Below are 25,991 nucleotides of genomic sequence, written 5' to 3' on the forward strand. Positions count from 1 at the left end.
CTTTCGGAAAAAGAAAGATTCTCTCGGGCATGAACCTTCATGTAAAAAAAGGAGAAACACTCGTGATACTCGGACCTTCCGGAACGGGAAAATCAGTCACTCTCAAACATATCACCGGACTTTTGGAACCAGATGTGGGAGATTGTTTTATTTTCGGAGAGAGTATTTCCCGGGTCAGTCTCAATGTAAAAAAGAAACTTAGAGCGAGGATGGGAGTTCTGTTTCAATCCGGCGCACTCATCAACTGGTTAACCGTATTCGACAACGTGGCACTTCCCCTGAGAGAACATAAATTGGCCTCAAAAGAAAAGATTCAAGAAATAGTAATGCAAAAATTGAAATTAGTGGACATGATAATCGCTAAGGACAATTTCCCGAATGATATCTCCGGTGGTATGAAAAAAAGAGTGGGTATCGCAAGGGCAATTACGACTAATCCCGAAATCATCCTTTACGACGAGCCTACTTCGGGATTAGATCCCGTGATGTCTAATGTGATCAACGAATTAGTTCTCAAAATTCAAAAAGAAACCGGAGCCGCACAAGTCGTAGTTACACACGATATGTCCAGCGCTTATATGATTGCAGATCGTATCAGCTTTGTTTATAAAGGGAAGATCGTATTTACGGGAACGCCGGAAGAACTCCAGAATTCGGACAACGAACTGATCCAACAATTCATTCAAGGAAAAACGACCGGTCCGATGATTCTGGAATCGAAGTAAGAACTATCGCAAACATAAGGAGAATTGAATATGAGTTCGTTGCGTTACCTACTCGTTGGGGTTATTTTTACGGTAGCCATCGCCGTGGTCGGTTATTTTACGATCATTACCGAAGGTGGCCCTGTAAAAAAAAGAGGAGAATTTATGAAAGTAACCTTCCGAAATGCGGAAGGAATCAAAATCGGAAATAAGGTGACCGTGCAAGGTGTTCCTTTCGGTTATATCTCTGCGATTCGTCTCATACAAATCGACGAAAACGGAGCTGAGGTCTCGGCAGGAGAAACCGGAATCGGAACCAGAGTAGAAATCACGATGCTTCTCAGAGAGAAAATACAACTCTACAATAACTACGATATCATTATCAAAAACGAAAGCCTTTTGACTGGGCGTGTAATTTCCATTGATCCCGGAACCATGGACCCCGAATCAGAACGACTGAAAACCAGATCCACACCCGTAACTATGATCGATTACAAGGCAGCAGGAACGCTCAAAGGTCGCGTTTTACAAGATCCTCTCGTGAGTTTGTCAGAGCTGATTTCCGAAAACAGAGGCGATATTCGTAAGACATTTTCAAATATCGCGGATATTACGACTAAAATAAACACAGGCGATGGAAGTTTGGGTCGACTTATCAACAATGACGACGTCCATAAAAACGTAAACACGGTTCTAACAGACGCACAAATCGTGCTTCGCGAACTTAGGGAAGGACTTGAAGACACAAGAGAACAAGCCCCGGTCACAAGCTTCATTCGAGCTGCCTTAAGCGCTTTTTAATATTATAAATTACTTTTATACCACATGCCAACAAAGAAACATACAATATCCATCATCGGAACCGGAATCATGGGTAGGGGCATAGCATCCAATCTTGCAAAAGCCAATCAAAATCTAAAACTCTACGCAAGAAACACGCTCAAAATCGCAGATTTGATAAGCGACAACGTTCAGATCTTCAATTCTCCCATGGAAGCGGCCAAAAACACAGATATAGTTGTATTATGTCTGACCGAAGACACAGTCGTTGAAAAAGAAGTTATCACATCCGGACTTTTAGAGACAAAACCTCCAATCATCCTAGACTGCGGAACCACTTCCCTTTCCATGACTTTCAGACTTGCGAAACTATGTTCGGCAAAACAAATTCGCTTTTACGATTCTCCGATGACCGGTTCCAAAAACGCGGCGAGAGACGGACAAATTCTTTTTATGATCGGAGCCGAAAAGAAGGAAATTGAAGATATTCAATTCTTCTTCGAACTTTGTGGAAAGAATACGGAATACTGCGGCGCTTTAGGAAGTGGTCAAAAGGCTAAACTTGCTCTCAATATGATTCAAGCGGGAATTTTTCAAATTTATATGGAAGGTTTCGAACTCGCAAAAAATTCAGGGATAGAACCAGAAATCCTAAAAGATATTCTTCTTGGATCCGCTGCAAAATCAGGAATCGCCGAATTTAAGTTTCCCTTCGTATTCTCAAGAAACTATGAAACTCATTTTTCTTTGAAAAATATGAGAAAGGACGTCTATCACGCAATGGAACTCGCAAAAGAAAATAAGACGAACCTTTCTCTTTGTCAAAATCTTCCCGCGATTTACGACTCGGGAATGAATGCTGGTTTTGGAGAAAACGACTTCTGTAGCTTAAACGAGGTCACAGCGAAGATCCATCCTCCCAAATCAGAGAATCCGTAATCGCCGTTCCTTCGGAGTCGACTTTTAAACGAATATGCACATTCTCTTTTCGTAGTCGCGTTTCATATTCCATTGCTTTTTCTTCGTTCACATAAAAACGTTCGTTGCCAATTTTGAATCTTCCATATTGACAGGTTCCACGTAAATGCAATCTACATGCCTTTTTATCCTTCAGTATATCCGGATTACAATCCTTTATAAAAGCCCCTTCTCCTTCTTTTATTTTTCCGAAATGAGGATAACAAACACAGTGTCGTTGATTCGAGTCGGATTTATTATAGGAATTCCTATTCAGATTTTGGCAGATAGAATCCGATTGATACAAGATGTCATAACGCAGATAATGTCCCGCAAGAAGATCTCTCGGATCATATCCGGTAATGGGAAGAATCAGTTCGTTTCCCGAACTCTTTGAAAATTCAAGAGTTACGATCTCCCAACCGAAGAACACGATCGGAAGGAACAATGCAACCGGAAGAAACAGTTTGAGGAGTTTCATTCTTCACCTCCCAATAAAATTCTCACCTTAGATTTGTATTTCAAGTATCCGATCGTAAGTCCTATAATGAGCAGTCCGGAAACGATAAGTCCGAATCCTGTGTAAGTCAAAGTTCCGAGTAGATCGAAATAAAAATATAAGAATCGAATTCCTACAATCGCCAAAGAAAGATCGAATATTCTTTTGTGATCTCGAAACGAGGAGGCGATTCCCAACCAAAAAAGAATAAACAAAAAAGAAGGCAATAACCTCACGAAATAATTCCAAACATAAGATCCGATCGAATCATCGGCCAAAACGTACCGAAACGGATGTGGAAAATACAATAAGAATAGTAAAAATAAACTTACACTCAAAGATTTCTTCTGATTTGAGGAAATTTCCGTATTGTAGAATAGAAGATAAAAAAGAGGAGCCAAAACAAATAACCTAAGTCCCACCATCAGCCAAGGAAAATCCGTCGTATAACCGAAATACCCTAAATTTTCCGAAGGGCTATAAGAATCATTATTCCAATCCTGGAAAAATCCCCGGAAAAAAGTCCCGGCGATAAAAAACAATACAGCCCAAAAAAACAAAGTAGCTCTTCTGGACTCTAAGGTGAATTTTTCCGCAGCCAACCAAATTCCGGTAAAGCCTACGACCGAATAATAATAGTAGGTATTCCAATAATATCCCCACTCGTGCCCCCCTCGATGCTCGATTTGCTCAAAGATCCATCCCGTAACCGCAATCTGAAATCCGATCAACCAAAGGTATATTAGAGTTTTGGAATCGGTTGCAATCAAAAATAAAAAAGTAAGAATACACCAAAGTTTTGCTGCTTCGTAATACTTGCCTTCCAAGTGATAAACCTGCGACACAAGTCCGATCATCCCTAGGATCAAAATCGATTCGAGGAGGATAAAAACAGTCAGCAAATTAGGATTTTCCCGTTTCCAAAGCGCAAGCCCGGCGATAAGTGCGAGGATGCTCAGACCTGCACCTAACTTTACGAAATCATGAATTTCTTCCCAATTGGCGGCAATGATTGCGACGACACCGATGCCGATGACGATCACACCTAAAATGATAAACGAATAGTAGAGATACGGGGTCTTACGGGTTTCTTCGAAGTTTAAGATCGCTTCCGATTGTTCGGAGCGAATCAATCCCGCTTCCACCCATCGTTTTAGTTTCTGTTCCAAGCGCATAGATGGAAAGACTTTAGGGAAAAATCTAACCGATTGCAAGAAGTTTTTAGAACGACTTGCGCCGAACCATTTGAATTTCTTTAATTTTCGCAAACATTCGGACAATAGGCAGTTTCGTCACTTGTTTCTAACGACGAAGAAAACGTTATGCGAAATAGAGTTGCATTTCGATTCTACTTATAACCGCAAAAAATGGTCTGACCAAAAGAAAACGGAAAAATATAAACCGGATTTGTAGAGCCTCTATCTTCGTTTCTGACAATTTTAAAACCGGCATAATCCTCAACGACAAACACAGAAAATAATATTTTGAAACATTTTCCAGGTTATTTCTCCCAATCCAATTTTAGAACAGGTCTTGAATTCGTGAAAATGAGTTTGTCAGTATTCCTCTCCAAACGCACGCTTCATAACGGCTTGATAACGTTCCGTATAAAGATTTTCGGGGGTCGCTTGGAGATTTCCGATACTTTCCAGACGTTTTCTGTTTTCTGAGATTCGTTCATCGTTCAAGGGGTGTGTGGAAAGGAATTGAATCATCCGCTTTTCAGAGCGGCTTCCTCCTTCTTCCTTTTCCTTTTTTTCAATGAGAACGAAAAAAGATTCCAGAGCGCCCGGATAGTATTTCGTGGATTTCAAATATTCAAAACTCATTGCGTCTGCTTCCGCTTCGGCGGAACGACTGTTGGCCAAAGTGAGAATCTCTCCTCCTACCCTTGATCCCAGATTGATGAGATTAGCCGCGTCCGATCCCAGAAAAATCGTCAGAGCGATATAGATCGTAAAATAGATCCCCAAAGAACTGATGATTTGTTTTACAGAATGCCTTTTTTCCGCGTGCGCAATTTCATGTGCAAGGATTGCCGCTAATGTAGCTTCGTTCTGGATGAGCTTCAATAATCCTGTGTAGACAAAGATATAACCGCCGGGAGTGCAAACTGCATTGATCGTATCATCGTCGTCCAAGATAGAGATTTTATAGGGAAATTCTTTTTTGTACTGAATCTGATCCGATTTTAGAATCCGGTCTGCAACGGACTTAACGTATTTTTCAAGGACAACGTCCTTTAGAATATGCATTCCTTCTTTTCCGTCTTTTGCGTTTTCTAAAAACGACTTTCCGATCTGTAGATCCAATTCGATAGGCACTGCAGAATCAATGATGGCGTCACATGCGGAAAACAAAAAGAAGGTAGAAAGTAAAAATATCTTCGAAAAAAAACTTTTCATCGAAGACATTTATTTTTGAAAGAACGAAAGATTCATAGCAGAATTTTAAGTTATTTCTTTTTAAAATGGTCCATGCCGGTTACAAAAAGAAGAAGTCTCTTTGAAAGCGATTCTCGAAATTGTTTCTAAAAAGTGAAAAAATTGAATCGTCTTACAACTCCATCGCATTTTTTTAAGTGCTTGCCATCGCAACCTTAGTTCTTGCGTTTTCCAAGTCGGCATACCTTTGATTTTGCAAAAATCGTTTGAACGTTTTTAGGAAACGAAAAATCGAAAGGAGAACTTTAAAAAAAAACTCCACTCCCTACTTTAGCCAAACTCACATTCGGCTTTTTCCGTAATTCCTTCAAAGCATTTTCTCATTCAATTCGAAAATCGTATAATTGGATGCTTAAAAACCAAATTCAATAAAAAACCTGGATCATAAACTTTTTCGAACCATTTTTCATTCCAATCCGAAGAGAAAACTGCAACTTTATCCTTCTGATGTGTAAGAATTTTTTTTTAAAAAATTTGAACACCTGTTGGAGTTCGAAAGATCTCTATTTTAGAATCGATATTTTTCAGGAATCGATCATTTGTAGGAACTCTTACATTTCAATTCCTGAGAAATGAGATGCTTAAGACTTTACAAATAGTCACCTACTCCGCACTCAAAATTGTCTCGTAACCGCCATAAGCTCGGATATTGATGACCCCGGATTGAAAAAGAAGATATTGTCCTTTGATTCCGGTGAGAACATCTTCGATAAGCGGATTTTTTTCAGGTGCGAGTGATTGTATTTTGGACGGATAAGATTGAATCGGATAACGGATATCAGTCGGAGTTTCTTGGGTAGAAATCTTATAATCCAAGTCGAAATCAAGCTCTTCGATTTTTTGGATGAATTCTTTTTTCCGTTCGATAAGATCAATCGGTTCCGGATCACCTGCTACCATTTTTTGCCAAGTCGTCCTATCGGACAAAACCTTGGAAAGTTCTTTTTCTATAATTCCAGCGTCCCTCCTAGAAACGACTTCCACAAGAGGAATTCCTTGAACGGCCCCCTGATCCACCCATCGATTCGATACCGGATTCTCTTTCGTGATTCCGACCTTAATCGCGGAACTGTTCGCGAGATAAACCGTATGAGAAATAAAACAGTGAGACTCTCCCCAATCCGGTTCTCTACAGGTCCCGAGATGAAAATGGCAAGTATCGGGCCTTAAGATACAAAGATCGTTTTCCGCAAGAGTTTGAAAACAAGTGAAACAGTTTCCTTGGTTGAAACTTTTTTTGGTGATTCTTCCACAGGAAACGCAGCGGATTTTTCCGGTAAACTCAAGTTTTACCTTTTTGCCGAGGTAGTTTAGAATATCAGAATTTTCTTGAATATGAGCTTTTTGTTTTTCGGAAGAATCTGAATCGTACGTCGCGGTGACCCAGATATACCGAACAGGATCAATCCCCTGATGATCCATCATCCTCAAAAAACCGGAAGCGATTTGTTTCATGGAAACAAAATTTCTCTTCCGCCAAGCGGTCTGCGTATTGGATCAGTTTTCACTTCCAAGATCGCGTTCAATTTGGAACCGACCCAGTCAAAAATGAGAATCCTGTCCTGAAACTCGTAATGACTGAGTTGTCCGTTGTTTAGATAAAATGCCCGTAAAGATTCTCCCGGATTTTCTTCCGAATCGATTTTCACCACGTTTTTTCCGGAAATCGTGGTTCCCGAGTATAATTGAATATTCTTATATACTTTCAAACTCGGATTAAGAGAAAGAGTTTCGGAAGCGGATGTAGGGAGCTTTTCGGAGATTGGAGAAGAAGACATCGTTTCAGGCGAAGGTGTCAACTTTTGAGACTCGGACGGAACTTGCTGTTTTAAGAGCCCGCAGAAAAAAGGTCCGGGAAGTGGAGGAACGGGGATCGTACAAACTTCGTCTTCCCACACCTGCTCTTGATTAATCGCGTATTCTTTTTTTAAACTTTGCGCAACTTTCGCATACGTATAATACTTGAGCCGTCCTATCAATTCTCTAAGTGAATATTCCTTCCAATCCGAATTTTGTGCAAAGACGGAAACATTCAAAAATAAGAATAGAATAAAAAACGCAACAGTCCTTAAAAAAACGTCGAACTTGATATTCATCTTAATAGAGATAATACTTTTTGATCTTCTCATTGTATTCTTTCTCGGCGGAGCTTAAATATTTCGAATATTGGTCGTAGTTTTTTCCGGAGTCGACCGCTTTTCGAAAGGATTCCGTTCCCCAAAGGAAATCAATGTTATAGGTTCCATCTGGATACAATCTCCATTTAAATTCCTTATAATTCGATTTTAAGGCAACGATCAACTGAAACACCATTTTGAGAGGATCATATTTTCGATTTATGACCGTTAGTCGTAATCCCCTACAGATCTCATTTTTATACGGACCGAACACCGGCTTGAAGAACACGGTTTGATAATAATAGTCTCCTCCTGAGTTTTGATTCAATTCTTCCGCTAATTTTTCAGGTTCGATCATCCAAGGAGCTCCGAAATATACGAAAGGGGCCGTCGTTCCTCTTCCCACAGAAACATTCACTCCTTCCAATAAAACGAGTCCTAGATAATTAACCGCCGAGTCTACGGTCGGCAAATTCGGAGAAGGCGTAATCCAAGGAATTCCTTCCTTATCCCAATCGAAAGAACGTTTTGCGTTTTTAGGTGATATGATTTTCAACTGAACTCTATTTTCCAAGTATTCCGCGTTGTAATAAGCAGCCGACTCTCCTAAAGTCAAACCTCCGAAGAAAAGGGAAGGGAATTCTCCTGCAAAGTTGAGAAATTTTTTATCGATCATCTCTCCCCTTCCTTTTAAATAAAGAGCGGGGTTTACATGATCCAAAACGATCAATTTTGTATTCTTCGAGTCCGGAATTCCATCCATGATTCTTTTTAAAACCGTTAAGTAAGTATAACATCTCATTCCCATATCTTGAACGTCGAAAAGGATCACATCAGTGCCTTTCAAAATCGCGGGAAGTTCTGCATTCTTCACTCGATAAATATGATAGATCGGAAGATTGAAAAATTCATCTATCGTAACCGGAGATTTGCTGAAATCTTCCTCCAATCCCAAAAACCCGTGTTCGAGCCCGATCAGATGTTTGATTTTTACGTTATGCTTTTTAAATTCTCTCAGAATTTTTTCGGGACTTCTACCAATTCCGGATGGATTTGTGATTAGAATCACGTTCTTTCCGGAAAGGCCGGGGAGAACATCGGAATAAAATTCGATTTCGGAAGGAACGTATTTCGAATCCGAGATATGTTTGCGGAAACTTTTTTCCGCGCACGCAATCGAAGGGAACAAAAGAAAAAAAATAACTGAAAGAAAGAACTTTTTATTTATTTTTGTGTTGAGCATCTGAGACTTCCTTCCTATTCTGTTTAAGAAAATTTCCCAAACCTTATTCTTCAAGGAGAAAACGACAAAATGAATCGTTTCCTTACTACCAGGCTCATCTCAGCCTTAGCAGTTATTTCGTTCGCAGTAAACTGCGGTTCTTCCGGATCCACTCGCGGTAAGAAAAAAGAATTCTACGAAAAAGAAGGTAACAAAGTTACCGTGATCGGAGAAGCTCCTATTTATAACGGCGACAAACAAATCGCAAAACAAAGAGCTTTGAAAGACGCAAAAATCAACGCGGTTCGCAAAGTGATCGGCGAAGAAATCAGTAACAAAAGTAAGGCGTCCGACGGAGAAAGTTTAGGTTCTAGCCTTCTTTCTAAAACAGACGCATTCGTTAAAAGTTACGACATCATCGACGAAGCCGAAGGTAAAATCGATACTCAGCCTATGTTAAAACTTACCGTTCGATGCGAAGTGGAAGAATCTAAAATCTCCACTGCAGTTGACAATCTTCTCGCCGACGTCGGTAATCCGAGAGTTGCTGTTTTAGTTCTCGGTAAAGTGGGTGGCGCGCCGGTTGCACCTGCAAGTGCGAACAATTTTGGGGAAGCCGAAATCATCAAAGCTTTGAAAAAGAATGGAAACAAAATTATTGATCCAGCTCTTACCGCCAAAAAAGTAAGTAAAACTCAAGTGGATACGGAAAATGTAGAAGGTTCTCCCTTGATCAAAATTCTTGCGGAAGCACTTCAGGCCGAGGTGTTAGTTCTTGGAACTGTAGAAACAGAAGACCAACAACCCTTGGATTCTGTAAACGGAAAAGCTCTGGAAAGAACCATTTACAACACGGCGGCAACCGGAACTTACAAAGTGGTTCTTCTTTGGGGAGATGGAAAAATCGTTGATAGCGGTAGCGCGGACGGTCGAGGAGCCGATATCACTCAAAAAGTTTCCAGAGAAAAAGCGATTTCCGAATGGGCAACTTCCGTTTCTAAAAAAGTAAACGCTCAGTTGAAAGAAGAATGGTTCAATCTTACGGAAAATAATCCAATCGTTTTGAAGTTCACCGGACTGAGTGCCGACGAAGCGACCAAGTTCAAAGACGATCTCACCGAGTTTACCGCTGTAAAAGAAGTGAACGTTAGAACTTCCGATACGAACGGTTCCGAATGGGAAGTGATTTATCCAGGCAAAGATTCTCTCTTTCAAGAGGAATTGGTTTATAAAAAAGACAGAGGTTTCTCTTTTTTAGCGACTAAGTCTTTGGAAGTAAAATCCGCAAGTCGTGGAGTAGTTAACTTAGAATTCAAACCTTTGAAATAAGTTTTTAATCTCATTCCAAGAAAAATCAAATACCCGAGGAAGTCTTTCCTCGGGTATTTTTTTATACTAAGGACTTGTTCCAAAACCTTAGAATGATATGAATCATATTTTGTTTGATCTGACGTTTGGCTTCTTTATTGCATTTTTTTCGCTAAAAGCAACAATAGCTCGGTTAGCGAAACTCATACGTTTTAATCCGTGCAATTTCTAATTGTGAAAAAATTTTGGTATTTTGATCAAACCTCAAATCATTGTTTTTCTTTTAATCCTGTTCTCAAAACTTTAAAACAACGCGAGATCGGCGTAAGAAAATTAGAAAAACTTTTTCAAAAGTAGAAGTCCTTCTATTTAAGAAGTTAGAAGTTGATTATCTTCTGGTTTTTAAAAGCTAAAAATATAGGAGTTCCCACATCCTAAAATTTTAAGGCGGATTCTAAATACAAAAGTGGCCTATATAAAATCTTTCGATTTTTCAATCATATACTCTCTCACTATGTAACTTACAAATCGAATCAAATACCACTCTATCAGTTAATACACTCATATTTATTTTTTTAAAATAGACTTCGTTTTTCAAATTCAAAAACCCATGTAGACCATAAGAATAACGAAGGCGGAATTTTATTTTTCAACCCGCCTTCATCATTATAAATCCATTTGAAGAAGCAATTCAATTTATCATAACAAATTTATGATAAATTGAACGAAGTTTCAATACAAAGTTTTCAACTCAATTTTCTTGATTATCCTTCTGATGATTACCACAACCAATAAGCCTCTAAGAAATCTGGATTCAATCCTAAAGCGGAAGGTTGTCTCACGACACATCTCCGATAAGGAGAAAACTCCCACTTATTGTAAGGTTTTCTATCAAAAAGTCCTAATATATCTGAAAAAGTTTGATCTACCAAACAATGATAATTGTAGAGAGGAAATCCACCCTTATCTTTTACGTGTATTTTAGAAGTCTGAAAAAAATAAATATCCATGGAATCCGCGAGTTCATGACTTTGATCATGCACCGCATTGATTAAATTTTTTAATCCATTTTGCAACGGGTATCCCATATGAACTAAAACACCGACTCCTTTGAGAAGCATGTAGTGGTTGAAAAAATTGGCGTCTTCCGACTGAACCACTAATCCTATGACAACGGAACCAAGAGTTATAATCTCTCTCCAAGCCCCCAAATCCGTTATCTGTCCCCGGGCGATGTATTTCAATATCACTTCGTTGATTTTAGCCACCGGATTGATTGCAGGATTATGATTACCATATCGAAGTTCTACGTTATTAGAATCTCGAACCATATAATTCCTAGCCTCATAATATCTCAAAAGACTTTCGCAAATTTGGACAATATCTGGTTTCAACTCATCGACAAATACATAAGTCCAGTAAAGTCCGACGAGAGAATGAATCGCTGCGTCTAGAGAAAAATCATATCTAAATTTATAGTATTGATCTTCGAACGCATAATCGGTATATCTCATGGTCCCACAAGATGCATTGTCGGCCCGAGCACCCTGCGTTCCATTTTTATTACAAGGTAAAAATTGGTTATATGCCTCTATATTGACGAAGTTTCGACCCAACCCTCCATTATTCAGAGATTGCATTAGTTTATAATAATTTACGTATCTCCTTATAAGAGCGAGGGTATCCGGATCACGGGTATTTTTATACCTCCAAGCCATCGCGCCTAACATTACTCCAACGTTGAAAGTTGCATCCCCAGCTTCCTGCCAATTATGTCTTCCGACCCCATTGAAGGCGACATTATCAAAAAAATCCAAACCTCGGTACTCGACTTGACCCAGAGGTCCGGTTAAATGTTTAGCGTTTTGGTATACTTGACCTTCTTTATACGAATTCATCTCCCCGACCAACCACGCCAGAAGCATAACCTTACTGTTCGAAGTCTTTTTTCCGGGAATACAAAACAACGTCGTCGAAATAACAAAAACGAGTAGAAAAAACCTACTCCCTACTCCAGCCATTTTTGATAAATATAACTTTGAAAACTTTGCTTTCAAAGTCTCTTGTTCTTTTTTCATCCTAACATCATGCCCTTGCTTAATTTATTTTCAGTCTAAGCTGTCTAACTTCGCTTCTATTTTACAAAACACAGATACTTGCAAGGTGCGGTTTCGAAATTAAGGCGCACCGAACATTTTATAAAATCGAATTTCGCCTTATCGCCTCTTTACACTTAAATAATCAACCTCCCGATCATATTCGCTTTTTTCATAAAGATACCTATTTCCACAAATCAAATAAAACATAACGTGCCAGAGCCAAATTACGCCTTATCATAGCACTATAGAACCAAAAACCCAACTTTACAAAAAGACTCGAATAACGTCACACAAGGAATATACAAAAAAATCGATTACACAAAACATCATACAATTTCAGATAACGTTACTTTTGCTCAAAATTATAAACATACGTCAAATAAAAAATATTTTTTAACATAACATTAATATTTAATAATATATGTACAAATCATTACAATACTCCCTGAGTCACACAAAACTTAAAACCGATAAGTTCGCAAAAAAACCTAAGGCTAAAAATTCAATTCATTTTCAACAAACTCAAATAAATACGATAAATATAAAACTAGACCGAAATCGACTAACGTAAAAATATGAGAATAAAAATCACACCATAGTAATCAAAGCGCTAAAATACTTTGGTAATTTATTGGATCTTAAATAGACTTTATCGTCGTTAAACTTCCGCAGGTCCGCTTTTTCGGGGAAATTCAGTTTGAAAAAGTACTTAAAGAATATGGAATGTCTTCAGTTATAAAAAAGAATGACTTGAAATCTGTTTGCGTTGAGAGCAATCGGAAGGCTCAGTAAGTTATTTGTTTGGTGATTGAAATTAGGAATTGGACCAGACCGAGCGAGTCTGAACAAAATGGTCGGTATTAAAAAAACGCACTACGCCGTAAAACAAGAGGCAGCGCAATCGGCCCGATCTTCTATTAATAATAGAGTTCCAAGATTCTGTCTTTAAATGAGGACTGTGTTAAAATTGACGGTATTTATTTGTGCGGGATCAGTAAAACTCGGATAAAAATATCATCGTGAACTTCTCACAAAACGAAGGAATTGCCGTAGATTACATCGCGTCGTATTATTTTTGCGATTTTGAATCGCCTTTTCGCAGAAAATCTCCGTAAAAGCTTCCGGCATCGGGCGATTTAGGAATCAGCTTTAATCTCTAAAATTCAAAAATTAGAATATTCTTAAAAATAATTATGGACTCTACGAGCATTTCTGTAAAATTTTATAATTCGAAATCTTCATAGAAAATTTAATAATCTTTTTGAATTTTTGGAAAAAATTCCAACTCTCAGTAAAAAAAAATCCACCGGAAGAGATGCCTTCCGGTGGAACCTTTTTGTCTACCTTCCCTCCTGGAAGGCTTCCTAGAGCTACTGCAGAAGCTTGAGAACTGAATTCGGTTTCATGTTTGCCTGCGCCAACATTGCCGTACCACTCTGCACTAATATCTGTTTTGTGGTCAGCGAGACAACTTCCTCCGCCATATCGGCGTCCCGAATTCTGGATTCCGATGCTTGCATATTTTCATACGCACCCATCAGACCTTTTGCGGTATATTCGAGCCTATTGTAGTAAGCCCCCATATCCGCTCTCTGCTTCATGATCCTCGTAAGAGCCGCATCCGCTAAACCGATAACATCGTTGGCTTCTCCCGGAGAAGAAATCGCGATCGGTCTCCCGTCCGCCTTTACAAGCTTCAGGGCTTTCGAAGTCATCGTGCCAATGTAAAATCTCTCACGCTGATTTTGATTCGGTCCCATGTGAAACCACATGGAAGCGACTCTGGATCCTCTCGCGAATTGCCCCTCAAATAGTCTGAATTTATTAAATTCAGCCTGAGAAGCGATTCGGTCGACTTCGTCCACCAGCGCAGATACTTCCACCTGCACAAGCTGCCTATCTTCGTTGCTGTAGATACCATTCGAGGTCTGGATGGCAAGCACCCGGATTCTCTGAATGATATTCGACGTCTGTTCGAGAAAACCCTCGGCAGTTTGTATGAAGCTCATTCCGTCTTCGGTGTTTCTTTCAGCCTGACGCAAACCATTTACTTGCGTCCTTAGCTTTTCGGAAACGGCGAGGCCGGAAGCGTCGTCCGCCGCGGAATTGATCCGCATACCGGAAGACAAAGCCTTCATCGTCTTGTCCACAGCAAGCTCGTTGAACTTTAGAGAACGGTGAGCATTCACCGCACTCAGGTTGTGATTGATAATCATTCTACACTCCTTTGTAGAGATGAACCGACAAATCTCCCTATTCGTCGGCCGGACATGGTCTGTCCGGTGCTCCGGGATGGACAAAAATCAGACCACCTGACAGACCAGGCGTCCTACCACGGAGTTATATTCGATTATCAATCGTTATTACTAATTTCTATAAAGTTGAGTATCGTTAATTTTATGACGAAACACTGTTTCAATACAAAATATTAGATACTTTATTATATAGCTATCAGCAATTCAACAAACCTCTTTGATCCTCAAAAGGACCACGGAAAGAGAATATTCTAATATTTTAATTCTTTCTTAGAATGTTCTTTGACAAAACCTTCCGTCGTACTTTTAGGGAACTTCAAGCCAGAATAGCCGCGAAAGCGGCTTCTTAAAAAGGTCGAATCAAACGGACCTTAGGAATCAATTCCGGAAGGAAACACATTCCCGAAGAAATGTATTCCTCTTCCGGTCAGTTATTCACCTGCTCTTACGGCCGCCGAAACTTTCGGCGACCGTAAGATCTTAACCGTTGAGGTCAAAATCTTATCTAAGAAGCTGGAGAACCGACTGAGGTCTTACGTTAGCCTGAGCAAGCATTGCTGTTCCCGATTGAACCAGAATTTGGTTCTTCGTAAATGCAACGGTTTCCTCCGCCATATCTGTGTCCCTGATTCTCGACTCTGAAGCCTGGATATTTTCGTAAGCAACCATCAGACCTTTGGAAGCGTGTTCCAGTCTGTTGAAGTATGCTCCTAGGTTTGCTCTTTGTTTGTTGATTTTCATCAGAGCATCGTCCAGAACCCCGATAGAGTCATTAGCGAATTCAGCCGTAGACAACGTCAGGAGTGAACCATCAGCCTTAATGAGGTTGAGAGATTTCGCAGTCATAGTCGCGATATACACTCTTTCTCTTTGGTGCTGGTTCGGCCCGATGTGGAACCACATGGAAGAAGTTCTAGAACCTCTTGCAAAGTCCCCCTGAAGGAGAGCCATCTTGTTGAATTCAGCCTGAGAAGCGATGCGATCGATCTCGTCCACGAGCTGAGAAACCTCAACTTGAATCATCTGGCGATCTTCGGCGCTATAGATTCCGTTGGAAGACTGGATAGCCAGAACCCGAACTCTTTGAATGATATCGTTCGTTTCCTGCAGATAACCTTCCGTAGTTTGGATCAAAGACATACCGTCTTCGGTGTTTCTCTCAGCTTGTCTGAGGCCTTTTACCTGCGTTCTCATTTTTTCAGAAACGGCGAGGCCGGAAGCGTCATCACCGGCACGGTTGATACGCATACCGGAAGAAAGAGTTTCCATATTCTTCGCTACTTCGTTATTCTGAAATTTCAGAACGCGATGGGAATTGATCGCGGCTAAGTTGTGATTGATGATCATGGGTTTCCTCCTTGAAACTGATCATGACTCCGGCATCCGTGCCCGAGCCCCTTGTGAGTTTGGTTTTGGCCTAATTGATTTCTTTATTTTAGAAGAAAACGAACGAACGGGAAATCATACCCGAGTCCTTTTTCTTCCTACTCTATCTTCGGTGATTCGGTCTTCTGGATTAAGTCTAGGATAAGTGAGAATTTTCTTTAAAAATCGCCATTTTTCGATGATTTTAATAGAAAATGACAGTTTTTTAGGAATTCAAATTTTATACTTTTTTTTGAAAAAATTGATTCTTTTTTGGGCTAATCTTAGATTCGATCGATTTCAAAATTCTCGTAAGTATTTTTTATTTTGCATTGGATTTTTCTAACAATGGAACGCTTTTGTGGAATCCGTTTGCTAAAATATCACACTCGTAAATTTAAATTTTTGTACGGGGCACAAATGTAGGAACTCTCACATTTTTGGAGCGAAAATTGAAATTCTTAGAAATATTTCATGGGAATAGCCTAACGAGTCAAACCCAGCTCGTCAAAGTGCGTTCTCAATGGAGGCCAATTGAACTTTAAAATAGGCTTTGCGTGCTACGCCCTATCAGTTCATGCAAATGAAGCGTATGATCAATATCAATCGAATGAATGTAATCGTTAAGAAGCTCAAGATATATTTCCTCGCCTGTGGCGATTAATGCTGCATTGCATTACCCCTGTTTCTAGTTCCTCATGCACAATAGATCGTTTCTTCTTCCCTTTCGTTTGCCTTTAAAATCTGTGACACATAAGATAGATCGTTTTCATCAAAAAAGTCTCCATCGATTCATCTAACTTTTCATTAGAGACTTTAAGACCAAGTTCTACAAGTTTGTTTTGACCTATCCCCCGAATTTAGGACCAGTTAGAATGTTTGAAATCCTCCAGAAGAATCATAAACTTGGAGGAAAATATGAAGAAACGATTCAGCGAAGAACAAATCCATAAGATTCTAAAGGAATCGGAATCAGGAGTTTCGACCCCAGATATTTGTCGGAAGTATGGAATCAGCGGAAATACATTTTACCGTTGGCGTTCGAAATATGGTGGTCTCGAACTGAGCGATCTAAAGCGGATGAAAACTTTGGAAGAAGAGAATAGTAAGCTCAAGAAACTGTATGCAGAATTAGCTTTAGAAAATGAAGCAATCAAGATGTTACTTGAAAAAAAGTGGTAAGCCGAGAGCAGAAACAAGAGGCGGTCATGTTAATCAAATCAAAGCTCGGGGAACGCAAGTCCTGTAGACTCTTGAGCGTTTCGCGGACTGGCTTTCGGTATCGTTCCAAAATTCAGGATCCAGACATAGAACTAAAAGATCGAATTCGTTCTTTAGCATATAAGTATAAAAGGGCGGGTTACAGACAGATCCATGACTTCATACGGCAAGAAGAACGAGTAAATCATAAACGAATCTATCGCTTGTATTCCGAATTGGGCTTAAAATATCGAATCAAACCAAAGCGAAAGAAACTATCGTTACCATCAGTTCCAAAGCTTGTTCCTAAGAATTCTGGAGAAAGATGGTCCATGGATTTCATGTCGGACTCACTCTACTCGGGAAGAAGATTCAGAATTTTGAATATTATCGATGACTTTGGAAGATTCGCCGTGGTAACGCAGACAGAATTCTCAATCACTTCCGAACGCTTAGTAAGAATTTTGAATGAAGCATCTGAAGTCTGTAAGCTACCAAAGCAAATTGTTGTGGATAACGGTCCCGAATTCGCATCAAAAACTTTTTTACGTTGGGCTTTCGAAAAAGGAGTCGATATTCATTTTATCACACCGGGCAAGCCTACCGAGAATGCTTTCATCGAAAGCTTTAACGGAAAAATGCGAAACGAATGTTTAAACGAAAATTGGTTCAAAAATTTGGAAGAAGCTCAGCGCCTTGTCGAAGACTGGAGAAATTTCTATAATTCGGAAAGGCCGCATAGTTCTCTCGGGGGATGACTCCGAAGGAATATTTAAGACGTTCTACTTAAGTGGATTTTGACACATCACACTGGTATTAAAAATGGGGGCATCTCAGTTTAACATTTTAATCCCCTCTTCCTGTTAAAAAGGAGCAGTCCAAAGTGATTCTCTCAAGAAGAGTTTTTCCACCTGATACACCGTCCACTCAAGCATCACGTTCAATCAAAATGGAAAATGGCTCCATCGATCCGAAAGCCAAATAGGAGTTCAACCTACATCGTCCGCTGCGTTAATTTCCGCTCGGCCTCCAAAAGAAGTTCCATCGATCGTTTATCATATTACCAAACTGCATTGTGAAGCGCAGTAGGCCCGCCTTTGACTCTATCGTTGACAGATGCTCCTTTTTTCAAAAGATACTCGATCATTTCCGACTGTTTCATATAAGCGGACAAAGAAAGTGCATTGTTGTATCCCTCTTCTTCAAAAGCGGATGGATTGTAACCTTCGTCTAATTTTTTTTTTAGGGTCTCCAATTTCACTCTCGGATCACATCAAATAATTTGGATTCATTCATAATTATTGTTATAACCTTTTAAATGTATAGGAATCTCAAAACCCGAAAAAAGCAGTTGGTGAAGAAGTTAGCGTTCCTACAGAAGCGTCTTGAAGGTGTGAGTTCCTACAAATTCAATCACATTTCCATTGTAATTAACGTGAGTTCGAAGTAAGGAATTCATTTCTCAAAAGTTTGCGTACCTCGGAAGGTAAAAATGTGGTAGTTCCCACATTTTTACCTTTTAGAAACCAGAAAATTAGGCGTAAAATCATCTTTGTATCTGTAGGAACTCCTACTTTTAGAAAAAATTTTCCTATTTCTCACGTTATCAAACGGTTCTGAAAAATTTTAAACCGTTTCGAAATATTTTACTTTGTTTCTTCCGATCCTTGAAGCCCAAAAGAATACCAGTTGATCTTTCGGGTGAAATGCATTAAAAGCGCTAAAAATACAAACACCGCAATGGAACCGATAAGTAAGGCGTAGTCTTCGGAAGATAAAATCACATACAAGAAAGAATATAGACCGAAATAAAATCCTCCAGCAATGAATCCTCTCTTTTTACTTTGTAAAATGGAAGTCGCATAATAAAATATGAGACCCGAAACCGCAAGAGATGCAATCGCGTAAGATATTATAAAACCTAAATGTTCTGACAAAGATAAGTTTAAAATGTAAAATACCACCATAACAAATCCAATCATTAGATATTGAAATGGATGAAGAATTTTTCCTCCAAAAATTTCTAATAAAAAGAAAAGAGCAAAACTAGCTGCGATCAATAAAATCGCGTATTTGATAGATCTTTCTAATTTTAAATAATGATCCACAGGAACGATCAAACGAACTCCAAGTCCAGAAGATAAAATAGTACCCAAAGTTGAGCGTTCCTCGGAAGAAATTACTTGTGGATAATTTCTAGAAAAATAAGAAGATTCCCAAGTTGCTTGAAATCCATTTTCAGAGATGCTTCTTTCCTTTGGTAAAAGACTTCCCTCAAAAGACGGATCTTTCCAATTCGAAGAAATTTGGATCTTAGTTTCTTTACCCAGTGGAATTAAACCCATAGAATCAGAACCTTGAGTTGGAATTTGAATTTGAAACGTAAGCGGAAACTTAAAATCCAAAAGATTCATTTTGGAATGTAACCCAGATGTAAAATGTTCGGAAGAAGAACCCGGTTGAAACGTTTTTTCTTTTTCAGCTAAAAACAATTTAACATCATTTCCAATTCCCTTTGCGTCATTGACAACAACGATCATTTTTGATTCCGCCCAGAAAATTTTTTTTGTATTCATTGGAAAATCAGAAAAGGACGGTTGTTTAAAATTTCCTTGGAACTTTACATTTCCATGATATAAAACCGCTTCATAAATACCTCTCTTTCTCTTTTCTGCTTTTAAATCCGTTTCTAAACTGAGTTTTTCCGGAAGAAAATACATTTCTTTGAATACGTTTACTTGAACACTGATTTCCTTTCCATGCTTATCTGCTCTTATTTCTTCTTCGAGCGCCTGATAAGGAATTACTAAAAAAGGGCCGGCCATCTCCTGCTTACCACCCCATTTGGAACTCATTTCTCCTAACGCTTCTCCGGCTCTTTCCTGTCTTTCAAAAACCAACGAACCGACCAAGCCGATCGGAATTAACAGTAAACCAAGCATTATTCCTAAAATTAAAATCCTAAGACTCACAGACGATTGAATTTTAAACATATTATTTTCTCCAATGATCAATCCGCGCATCCATCATCTTCGTGCGTTCGGTATGATTGTTCCCACCATTTCATTTTTTCTTCCCTGCTCAAAATGTCACTCTTACTCAAATGGGCTTTTTCCACTAAGATTCTTCCTCGACTTTCCCAGACCATATAAGTCGGAATTAAAAGTCCGATCAAAAATATGGAAAAGAACAACATTCTGATACTTACAAAAGATTGAATTTTAATCATACTACCTACCCTTGCCTTAAGAGTATGTAACGTAAGAATGAGAAACTGATGGGCGAATTGTGAGGATTGTGTGAGGACCTTAGGACTCGCACTTACTGATCCTTATTAAACAACCTGAATTTTGAAAGAAATTCTATATTGGGACAAAGAATTTGCCGTTAAAATCCGTAGCTAAAAACCGGTTCTATTGTTGAAATTTTTTTTTGAAACAAATCCGAGCTACCACACCCATTGAAGTTCCGTTTTTCACTTGCAAATCCGCATCGTGTAATTTTGCAATCTCTCTTACAAATGCCAAACCCAATCCGGAACTTTTACGTCCAGTGTCAGGACGAGGCAAAGAATAGAATTTCTCAAAAATTCTTTCCAAAGCATACGATGGAATTCCAGAACCGGAGTCTTCCACTTCTAAAAAGGGAAATCCGTTTTTTTTACCGCAACGAACCGTAATTTCAGATCCCGAGTTTGAAAAATCCAATGCGTTCTGAACTAAATTCCGAAGAGCCATTCCTAAAAAGAAAGAATTTCCTTCCACCCATACAGTTTCGGTTAACTCTTTCAGTTTTATTTTTTTTCGGACGGCTTCCGAAATAGAAGAAACAATCGTCTCTTGAACCACGTCTTGTAAATTGAGATTCGAAGTTTTTTCCAACTGAGATTGATTTTCTAAAGAACTAAGCTCTAAAAGTTTTTCTAAAATCGCTTGGATTCTTTTTCCTTCTAATTGAATATTAGAAATTAAAGATTCTAAACGATCCGGATTTTCGACAATCAATTCGCAAGAGGCAAGTAAAGAAGATAAAGGACTCTTGATCTCGTGAGTCATGGATTGCACATAATTTTCCACGTATTCTTTTCCCGCAAGTTCCCGAAACAATCGATCCATTTCTTCTCCCAATCCTCGTATCTCAGGCACACTGATTTTCGGAAAAGGAACCCGTTTTTGAAATCTTAAAGCCGAAACATACTCGGATAATTTTCGAATCGGCGAAAACAAGAAATATAAAATGCTAATAAACAAAACAATTATGGAAAGAGCCACATACAGACTCAGATTCCAAAATTTCTTTCGGGTCGATTCGATAAAAGGAACTATACTTTTTTTGGGTTTGATTACCGTAACCGCACCGATGATTTTTTCGTTTCGTCGGATCGGGGCTGCGATAAACAATCCTTTATCGGATTCGGAAACCATCAAAGGGCTGGACCTCGCTCCGTATTTCCCTTGTAAGGTGAGATACACGTCGTTCTTTTTGGAATAATCGAGTCCTTTTCTAATTCCTTCCGAATCGTAGATCACGATTCCACGCTCATCAACCACATACAACTGCAAATCTACTTTCTTCTTGGTGATTTCGAAAATTTTAGAATTTAATTTTTTTTCTTTAGAGATTCTTAATATAGGTGAAAACACGCGCTCGCTTGTTTTTTCCAAGGAAACGTTCCTTTGAAATAGTTCACTTTCCAATAAAGAGGCTAAAAGGTACGCCGTATCGTTTAAAGATTCCTCCACGGTTTCCATATAACGCGGTCGAATCGAATCTTCAATTTTATCTACGAAGTAATAATAACCCGCAAAAAAGGCAAAAAAAAACCAATCACAATTCGTATCCAAAGACTCATAATGTTTCCTTCAATCCGTAACCTTGGGCTCGTCTAGTTTCTATCGGATCCGTATCCGGTCGAATTTCCTTTAACCTGGATCGAATATTTTTGATTACAGTGTCCACGGCTCGATCAAAACTTTCTTCCGGTTCCATCCAAACATTGTCCATAATTTCCTCCCGAGTGAAAATTTTTCCGGGTCGTTTTAAAAATAAAAGAAGTGTTTTGTATTCGTAAGGAGTTAAAGTTAAAGATTTACCGTAATAATAAATAACCTTACGATCCTCGTCCGCTAAAAACTCAGTTTGTTTTTTTTCGGAGTTTCCGTCATATCTCCTCAGAACGGCTTTGATTCTAGCTACCAACTCCCTAGGACTAAACGGTTTTACCATATAATCGTCCGCGCCTAATTCCAGACCGAGAACCCGGTCAAGTTCCGATTCCCTGGCGGTCAGTAAAATGACCGGGATAGAGTTTTTCTTTCTAAGCTCTTTCAAAATTTCAAAACCGTTTCCATCCGGAAGTCCTACATCCAATACCAACAGATCGGGAGATTCTTTTAAAAGAGAAAGACATTCGTTACCGGTCATCGCATAGATCATTTTAAAACCTTCTGATTCTAAAACGACTCGAATCGTATCTCGAATTCCCGGTTCGTCTTCTGTGAGTAAAATCGTACGCATAACAATGAATGAAAATCCAATTCTTCTTTTACGAAAAGAAGTTTTTGTCCAGTTCAAATCTTTGGATTTTTTTTTAAGCGGAAACGAAATCGGTTTGCATAAGTCGATTCCGGAAAGATACTTTGCGATTGTTTTCAAAATCTAATTTTATGAACAATCATCCCAAAACCAAAAAAGAAACCCTGGACCTGTTCGAACTCTACAAACAGATGCTTCTCATCCGAAGATTTGAGGAAGGCGCCGCTAAATCTTACAGTATCGGCAAAATCGGTGGATTCTGCCATCTATACATTGGACAAGAAGCAGTGGGAGTCGGATCGATCGCAGCCCTCAAAGAACAAGACTACATCGTCTCCACCTATAGGGATCACGGTCACGCGCTTGCAAGAGGCTTGGATCCGAAGGCTTTGATGGCCGAACTCTTCGGAAAAAGGACGGGGATCTCCAAAGGTTACGGAGGTTCAATGCATTTCTTTGATAAGAACAAACGTTTTATGGGTGGACACGGAATCGTGGGAGGTCATATCTCCCTGGCGGCGGGAATCGCTTACGCATCCAAGTTCAAAAACGAAGACTCGGTCACAATCTGTTTTTTCGGAGAAGGTGCCGCAAACATCGGTTCCTTTCACGAAGGAATGAATCTCGCCGCAATCTGGAAACTTCCTCTCGTAATGATCTGCGAAAACAACCACTACGCAATGGGAACACCGGAATATAGAGCACTTTCGGTGAAGGACGTTTCGGTTCGTGCAGGAGCTTACGATATCGCAAGAGATCACATTGAGGGAGACGAAGTTCGTAAGGTTCGAGATCACGTTAGCGTTGCCGTAGAGCGTGCACGCAGAGGAGAGGGCCCCACTCTCATGGAAATTTCCACGTACCGTTTTCGAGGTCACTCCATGTCCGATCCCGCAAAATATAGAACCAAAGAAGAATTGGATCGTTACAAAAAAAGCGATCCTCTTTTAAAAGCAAAGGACGATCTTCTTCATTCCGAATGGAAAGAAGAAGAATTAGAAAAACTAGATATAGATATACAAACTCAAGTGGAAGAATCAATCCGGTTCGCAGACCAAAGCGAAGAACCTCCACTAGGTTGGCTATATAAGAATGTTTATGCGGAGGATCTGTAATGGCGATTCTCACGTATAGAGAAGCTCTCAATAGAGCGATGTGCGAAGAAATGGATAAGGACCCGAACATCTTTCTCATGGGAGAAGAAGTCGGCCACTACGACGGAGCCTATAAGGTTTCGCAAGGAATGCTCACCAAATACGGAGAAAAAAGAGTCATCGATACTCCTATCTCCGAAAACGGTTTCGCAGGCGTGGGAATCGGAGCGGCGATGGTGGGCTTACGACCGATCATCGAATTTATGACTTGGAATTTTTCTCTCGTCGCGATCGATCAGATCATCAACTCTGCCGCCAAGATGAACTATATGAGCGCGGGTCAATTTCCGATTCCTATTGTTTTTAGAGGTGCGGGTGGCGCCGGAGGAAGACTCGCAGCCCAACATTCTCAATCGTTTGAAAGTTGGTATGCACACATCCCCGGTTTGAAAGTGATCGCTCCTTATACTCCTTCGGATGCTTGCGGTCTTTTAAAAACGGCAATCCGAGATAATAATCCTACGATCTTTATCGAAAGCGAAGTGTTATACGGAACCAGAGGAGAAGTTCCCGATCAGGAATATTCGATCCCTTTCGGAAAAGCAGATCTCAAACGAGAGGGTTCCGATATAACGATTGTTAGCTGGTCGAGAGGCTTAATGTATGTCCTACCTGCTGCGGAGAAACTCTCGAAAGAAGGAATTTCGGTGGAAGTTTTGGATCTTCGTTCCATCCGACCTTTGGATGAAGAAGCGATTTACACTTCGATCCGAAAAACGAACCGAGCTTTGATCGTGGAAGAAGGTTGGGAGGTGGCGGGCTTCGGTTCTCAAATCGCTTATCTCATTCAGAAAAATTCTTTCGATGATCTGGACGCTCCAGTGGAAAGAATCACTCAGGAAGATGTTCCCATGCCCTATGCTGCAAACCTGGAAAAAGCCTCTCTTCCGAGTGAAGAAAAAATCATTGCGAAGGTTCGGGGGATGCTCGAATAAAAAGAGCGAGGAAGATTCAAAATGGCTAAAATTGCAGAGATGACTCAACTCAGTCCTACTATGTCGGAAGGCAAGATCGTCCGCTGGCTCAAACAAAAAGGAGATTCAGTTTCTCCAGGAGAAATCATCGCCGAAGTGGAAACAGACAAAGCCGTCATGGAAATGGAAGCTTTTGAAACTGGAGTCTTATTGGAAATTCTCGCACCCGAAGGATCCCTACTTCCCGTCGGCGCCCCCGTCGCAATCATCGGTAAATCGGGAGAAGACATTTCAACATTAGTCGAAACCGCAAAGAAATCCATTCCAGCTAAAAAAGAAAGTTCGGCCGCACCAAGCCAAGCTACTACCTTTACACCGAGCGCGTCATCCGCAACAGGGTCAACTTCTCCCGCGCAAAGTGAAGCTTCTGTCTCGTCCTCCCCAACGTCGGGCGCAGGGAAGAATGTCGGAAACGACGGTTTATCCACAACCAAAGAAAAATCTTCCGGATTAAAAACATCCTCTGCATTCGGCTCGGAAGAATCGGAACATTCTCCACTTCGATCGGTGCGCGACGGTCGTCCGATCAAAGCCTCTCCTTTAGCAAAAAATCTCGCCCTTCAAAAAGGAATCAATCTTGGTGAAGTGATTGGCTCCGGTCCCGGAGGGAGGATCATCAAACGAGACATTCTCTCTTATCAGTCGGGTGGCGGTGACAGAAATTCTTTTGTTAAGCGACAAGACCGTAAGTTGGAACTTACAGGAATGAGAAAAACAATCGCTTCTCGTCTTTCACATTCCACTTCGACCATCCCTCATTTTTATCTTACGATGGAATTGGACGCGGAGCCGATCGACGATCTCAGAAACTCTATCAATAGAGACCTTGGACTCAGCGGCCAGGGAAAAGTCAGCATAAACGATCTCATTCTCAAAGCGTGTTCTTATGCTTTGTTGCAAGTTCCAGAAGTTAATTCTTCCTGGAGAGAAGATCATATCCTTGAGTATGGAAGAGTCGATATCGGAGTCGCAGTTTCGATTGAAGGAGGCCTCATCACTCCTTATATTCGAAACGCGGAAGAGAAAACCGTTCTCGAAATCAGTCGAGAGATAAAAGAACTTGCTTCCCGGGCAAGAGACAGAAAACTCAAACCGGGGGAATACACGGACGGCACCTTTACCGTCTCCAATCTCGGAATGTTTGGAATCTCTTCGTTTACCGCAGTCATCAACGAACCCGAAGCGGCAATTCTCGCAGTAGGCGCTCTCGTTGAAAAACCGGTGTTCAAGGCTGGAAGCGTCGTTCCAGGAAAAATCTTGAACGTTACACTTTCTTGTGATCACAGAGTCATAGATGGAGCGACAGGAGCTAGATTTCTTTCCTTATTCCGAGATCTTATGGAACATCCCCTTCGCCTACTTACAGGTTAAGGATTTT

21 protein-coding genes and 3 pseudogenes (1 of these 24 only partly in view) are annotated in these 25,991 nt (G+C 40.1%); 8 read left to right on the top strand and 16 right to left on the bottom strand.

The window, feature by feature from the left end:
• The 3 genes in view from LEP1GSC190_RS09725 to LEP1GSC190_RS09735 are tightly spaced (at most 30 nt apart) and all read left to right on the top strand, a layout consistent with a single transcriptional unit that may run on beyond the window.
• On the top strand, positions 1-725 hold the 3' portion of the coding sequence (locus LEP1GSC190_RS09725; protein ID WP_002763919.1) for an ABC transporter ATP-binding protein. It extends 40 nt beyond the left edge of the window; only the last 725 of its 765 coding nucleotides appear in the window; its start codon lies beyond the left edge, outside the window; its stop codon occupies positions 723-725.
• 30 nt (positions 726-755) lie between these two features.
• Positions 756-1,505 (top strand): mammalian cell entry protein Mce, encoded by a 750-nt coding sequence (gene mce, locus LEP1GSC190_RS09730; RefSeq protein WP_002763953.1) that lies wholly within the window; start codon positions 756-758, stop codon positions 1,503-1,505.
• Positions 1,506-1,529: 24 nt separating this feature from the next.
• Positions 1,530-2,423 carry an NAD(P)-dependent oxidoreductase gene (locus tag LEP1GSC190_RS09735; RefSeq protein ID WP_004279613.1) on the top strand — a complete coding sequence of 298 codons (894 nt, stop codon included), beginning with the start codon at positions 1,530-1,532 and terminating at the stop codon, positions 2,421-2,423.
• Here LEP1GSC190_RS09735 and LEP1GSC190_RS09740 read toward each other — a convergent pair.
• From LEP1GSC190_RS09740 to LEP1GSC190_RS09765, 7 genes and pseudogenes are all read right to left on the bottom strand, one after another.
• Positions 2,383-2,922: a GDYXXLXY domain-containing protein gene (locus tag LEP1GSC190_RS09740; RefSeq protein ID WP_002763938.1), complete on the bottom strand. Its 540-nt coding sequence runs from the start codon at positions 2,920-2,922 to the stop codon at positions 2,383-2,385. The two genes, LEP1GSC190_RS09735 and LEP1GSC190_RS09740, sit on opposite strands and share 41 nt — an antisense overlap.
• The gene (locus tag LEP1GSC190_RS09745; RefSeq protein ID WP_036036653.1) at positions 2,919-4,115 is read right to left on the bottom strand and encodes a DUF2157 domain-containing protein; all 1,197 of its coding nucleotides are present in this window, start codon (positions 4,113-4,115) and stop codon (positions 2,919-2,921) included. The genes LEP1GSC190_RS09740 and LEP1GSC190_RS09745 overlap by 4 nt, the downstream gene beginning before the upstream one ends.
• A gap of 381 nt (positions 4,116-4,496) precedes the next feature.
• Positions 4,497-5,345: a M48 family metalloprotease gene (locus tag LEP1GSC190_RS09750; protein ID WP_476737953.1), complete on the bottom strand. Its 849-nt coding sequence runs from the start codon at positions 5,343-5,345 to the stop codon at positions 4,497-4,499.
• A gap of 60 nt (positions 5,346-5,405) precedes the next feature.
• Positions 5,406-5,733, bottom strand: a pseudogene (locus LEP1GSC190_RS20230) (SPFH domain-containing protein); the annotation flags it as partial.
• 254 nt (positions 5,734-5,987) lie between these two features.
• Positions 5,988-6,839 carry a DUF2797 domain-containing protein gene (locus tag LEP1GSC190_RS09755; RefSeq protein WP_002764007.1) on the bottom strand — a complete coding sequence of 284 codons (852 nt, stop codon included), beginning with the start codon at positions 6,837-6,839 and terminating at the stop codon, positions 5,988-5,990.
• Positions 6,836-7,513 carry an LIC_11883 family protein gene (locus LEP1GSC190_RS09760; protein ID WP_036036618.1) on the bottom strand — a complete coding sequence of 226 codons (678 nt, stop codon included), beginning with the start codon at positions 7,511-7,513 and terminating at the stop codon, positions 6,836-6,838. Before LEP1GSC190_RS09760 ends, LEP1GSC190_RS09755 begins: the two co-directional genes overlap by 4 nt.
• On the bottom strand, positions 7,482-8,744 hold the full coding sequence (locus tag LEP1GSC190_RS09765; RefSeq protein WP_004279591.1) for an exo-beta-N-acetylmuramidase NamZ family protein: 1,263 nt from the start codon (positions 8,742-8,744) through the stop codon (positions 7,482-7,484). The genes LEP1GSC190_RS09760 and LEP1GSC190_RS09765 overlap by 32 nt, the downstream gene beginning before the upstream one ends.
• 69 nt (positions 8,745-8,813) lie before the next feature.
• Between LEP1GSC190_RS09765 and LEP1GSC190_RS09770 the strand changes: the two genes are divergently transcribed.
• Complete coding sequence (locus LEP1GSC190_RS09770) at positions 8,814-10,052, top strand: lipoprotein LipL46 (protein ID WP_002763937.1); 1,239 nt, start codon at positions 8,814-8,816, stop codon at positions 10,050-10,052.
• A gap of 758 nt (positions 10,053-10,810) precedes the next feature.
• Here the strand turns inward: LEP1GSC190_RS09770 and LEP1GSC190_RS09775 are convergent.
• From LEP1GSC190_RS09775 to LEP1GSC190_RS09805, 4 genes and pseudogenes are all read right to left on the bottom strand, one after another.
• Positions 10,811-12,109 (bottom strand): hypothetical protein, encoded by a 1,299-nt coding sequence (locus LEP1GSC190_RS09775; RefSeq protein WP_002764005.1) that lies wholly within the window; start codon positions 12,107-12,109, stop codon positions 10,811-10,813.
• Between the two features lie 1,391 nt (positions 12,110-13,500).
• Positions 13,501-14,346 carry a flagellin N-terminal helical domain-containing protein gene (locus LEP1GSC190_RS09785; RefSeq protein WP_002763946.1) on the bottom strand — a complete coding sequence of 282 codons (846 nt, stop codon included), beginning with the start codon at positions 14,344-14,346 and terminating at the stop codon, positions 13,501-13,503.
• A 540-nt stretch (positions 14,347-14,886) separates the two neighbouring features.
• Positions 14,887-15,732: a flagellin N-terminal helical domain-containing protein gene (locus tag LEP1GSC190_RS09790; protein WP_002764028.1), complete on the bottom strand. Its 846-nt coding sequence runs from the start codon at positions 15,730-15,732 to the stop codon at positions 14,887-14,889.
• A gap of 503 nt (positions 15,733-16,235) precedes the next feature.
• Positions 16,236-16,506, bottom strand: a pseudogene (locus LEP1GSC190_RS09805) (ankyrin repeat domain-containing protein); the annotation flags it as partial.
• A gap of 162 nt (positions 16,507-16,668) precedes the next feature.
• Here LEP1GSC190_RS09805 and LEP1GSC190_RS09815 point away from each other — a divergent pair.
• A pseudogene (locus LEP1GSC190_RS09815) lies at positions 16,669-17,740 on the top strand (IS3 family transposase).
• 270 nt (positions 17,741-18,010) lie between these two features.
• Here the strand turns inward: LEP1GSC190_RS09815 and LEP1GSC190_RS21055 are convergent.
• The 5 genes from LEP1GSC190_RS21055 to LEP1GSC190_RS09840 form a co-directional block, all read right to left on the bottom strand.
• Positions 18,011-18,205 (bottom strand): ankyrin repeat domain-containing protein, encoded by a 195-nt coding sequence (locus LEP1GSC190_RS21055; protein ID WP_004279586.1) that lies wholly within the window; start codon positions 18,203-18,205, stop codon positions 18,011-18,013.
• Between the two features lie 391 nt (positions 18,206-18,596).
• Positions 18,597-19,973 carry a cell envelope integrity protein CreD gene (gene creD / locus LEP1GSC190_RS09825; RefSeq protein WP_002761877.1) on the bottom strand — a complete coding sequence of 459 codons (1,377 nt, stop codon included), beginning with the start codon at positions 19,971-19,973 and terminating at the stop codon, positions 18,597-18,599.
• Positions 19,961-20,179: a hypothetical protein gene (locus LEP1GSC190_RS09830; RefSeq protein WP_002761868.1), complete on the bottom strand. Its 219-nt coding sequence runs from the start codon at positions 20,177-20,179 to the stop codon at positions 19,961-19,963. The genes creD and LEP1GSC190_RS09830 overlap by 13 nt, the downstream gene beginning before the upstream one ends.
• 184 nt (positions 20,180-20,363) lie before the next feature.
• On the bottom strand, positions 20,364-21,794 hold the full coding sequence (gene creC / locus LEP1GSC190_RS09835; RefSeq protein WP_004279636.1) for a two-component system sensor histidine kinase CreC: 1,431 nt from the start codon (positions 21,792-21,794) through the stop codon (positions 20,364-20,366).
• 4 nt (positions 21,795-21,798) lie between these two features.
• On the bottom strand, positions 21,799-22,467 hold the full coding sequence (locus tag LEP1GSC190_RS09840) for a response regulator (protein ID WP_002761830.1): 669 nt from the start codon (positions 22,465-22,467) through the stop codon (positions 21,799-21,801).
• Positions 22,468-22,616: 149 nt separating this feature from the next.
• Between LEP1GSC190_RS09840 and pdhA the strand changes: the two genes are divergently transcribed.
• Genes pdhA through LEP1GSC190_RS09855 form a run of 3 tightly spaced genes read left to right on the top strand, consistent with a single transcriptional unit; the run spans position 22,617 to position 25,984 of the window.
• Positions 22,617-23,600, top strand: coding sequence for a pyruvate dehydrogenase (acetyl-transferring) E1 component subunit alpha (gene pdhA, locus LEP1GSC190_RS09845; protein ID WP_036047593.1), 984 nt, complete (start codon positions 22,617-22,619; stop codon positions 23,598-23,600).
• Complete coding sequence (locus LEP1GSC190_RS09850; RefSeq protein ID WP_002761841.1) at positions 23,600-24,574, top strand: pyruvate dehydrogenase complex E1 component subunit beta; 975 nt, start codon at positions 23,600-23,602, stop codon at positions 24,572-24,574. The genes pdhA and LEP1GSC190_RS09850 overlap by 1 nt, the downstream gene beginning before the upstream one ends.
• Positions 24,575-24,595: 21 nt before the next feature.
• Positions 24,596-25,984: a dihydrolipoamide acetyltransferase family protein gene (locus tag LEP1GSC190_RS09855; RefSeq protein WP_004279353.1), complete on the top strand. Its 1,389-nt coding sequence runs from the start codon at positions 24,596-24,598 to the stop codon at positions 25,982-25,984.
• The last annotated feature ends 7 nt before the right edge of the window (positions 25,985-25,991 follow it).

It is taken from the genome of Leptospira mayottensis 200901116 (assembly GCF_000306675.2).
Lineage (GTDB): Bacteria > Spirochaetota > Leptospiria > Leptospirales > Leptospiraceae > Leptospira > Leptospira mayottensis.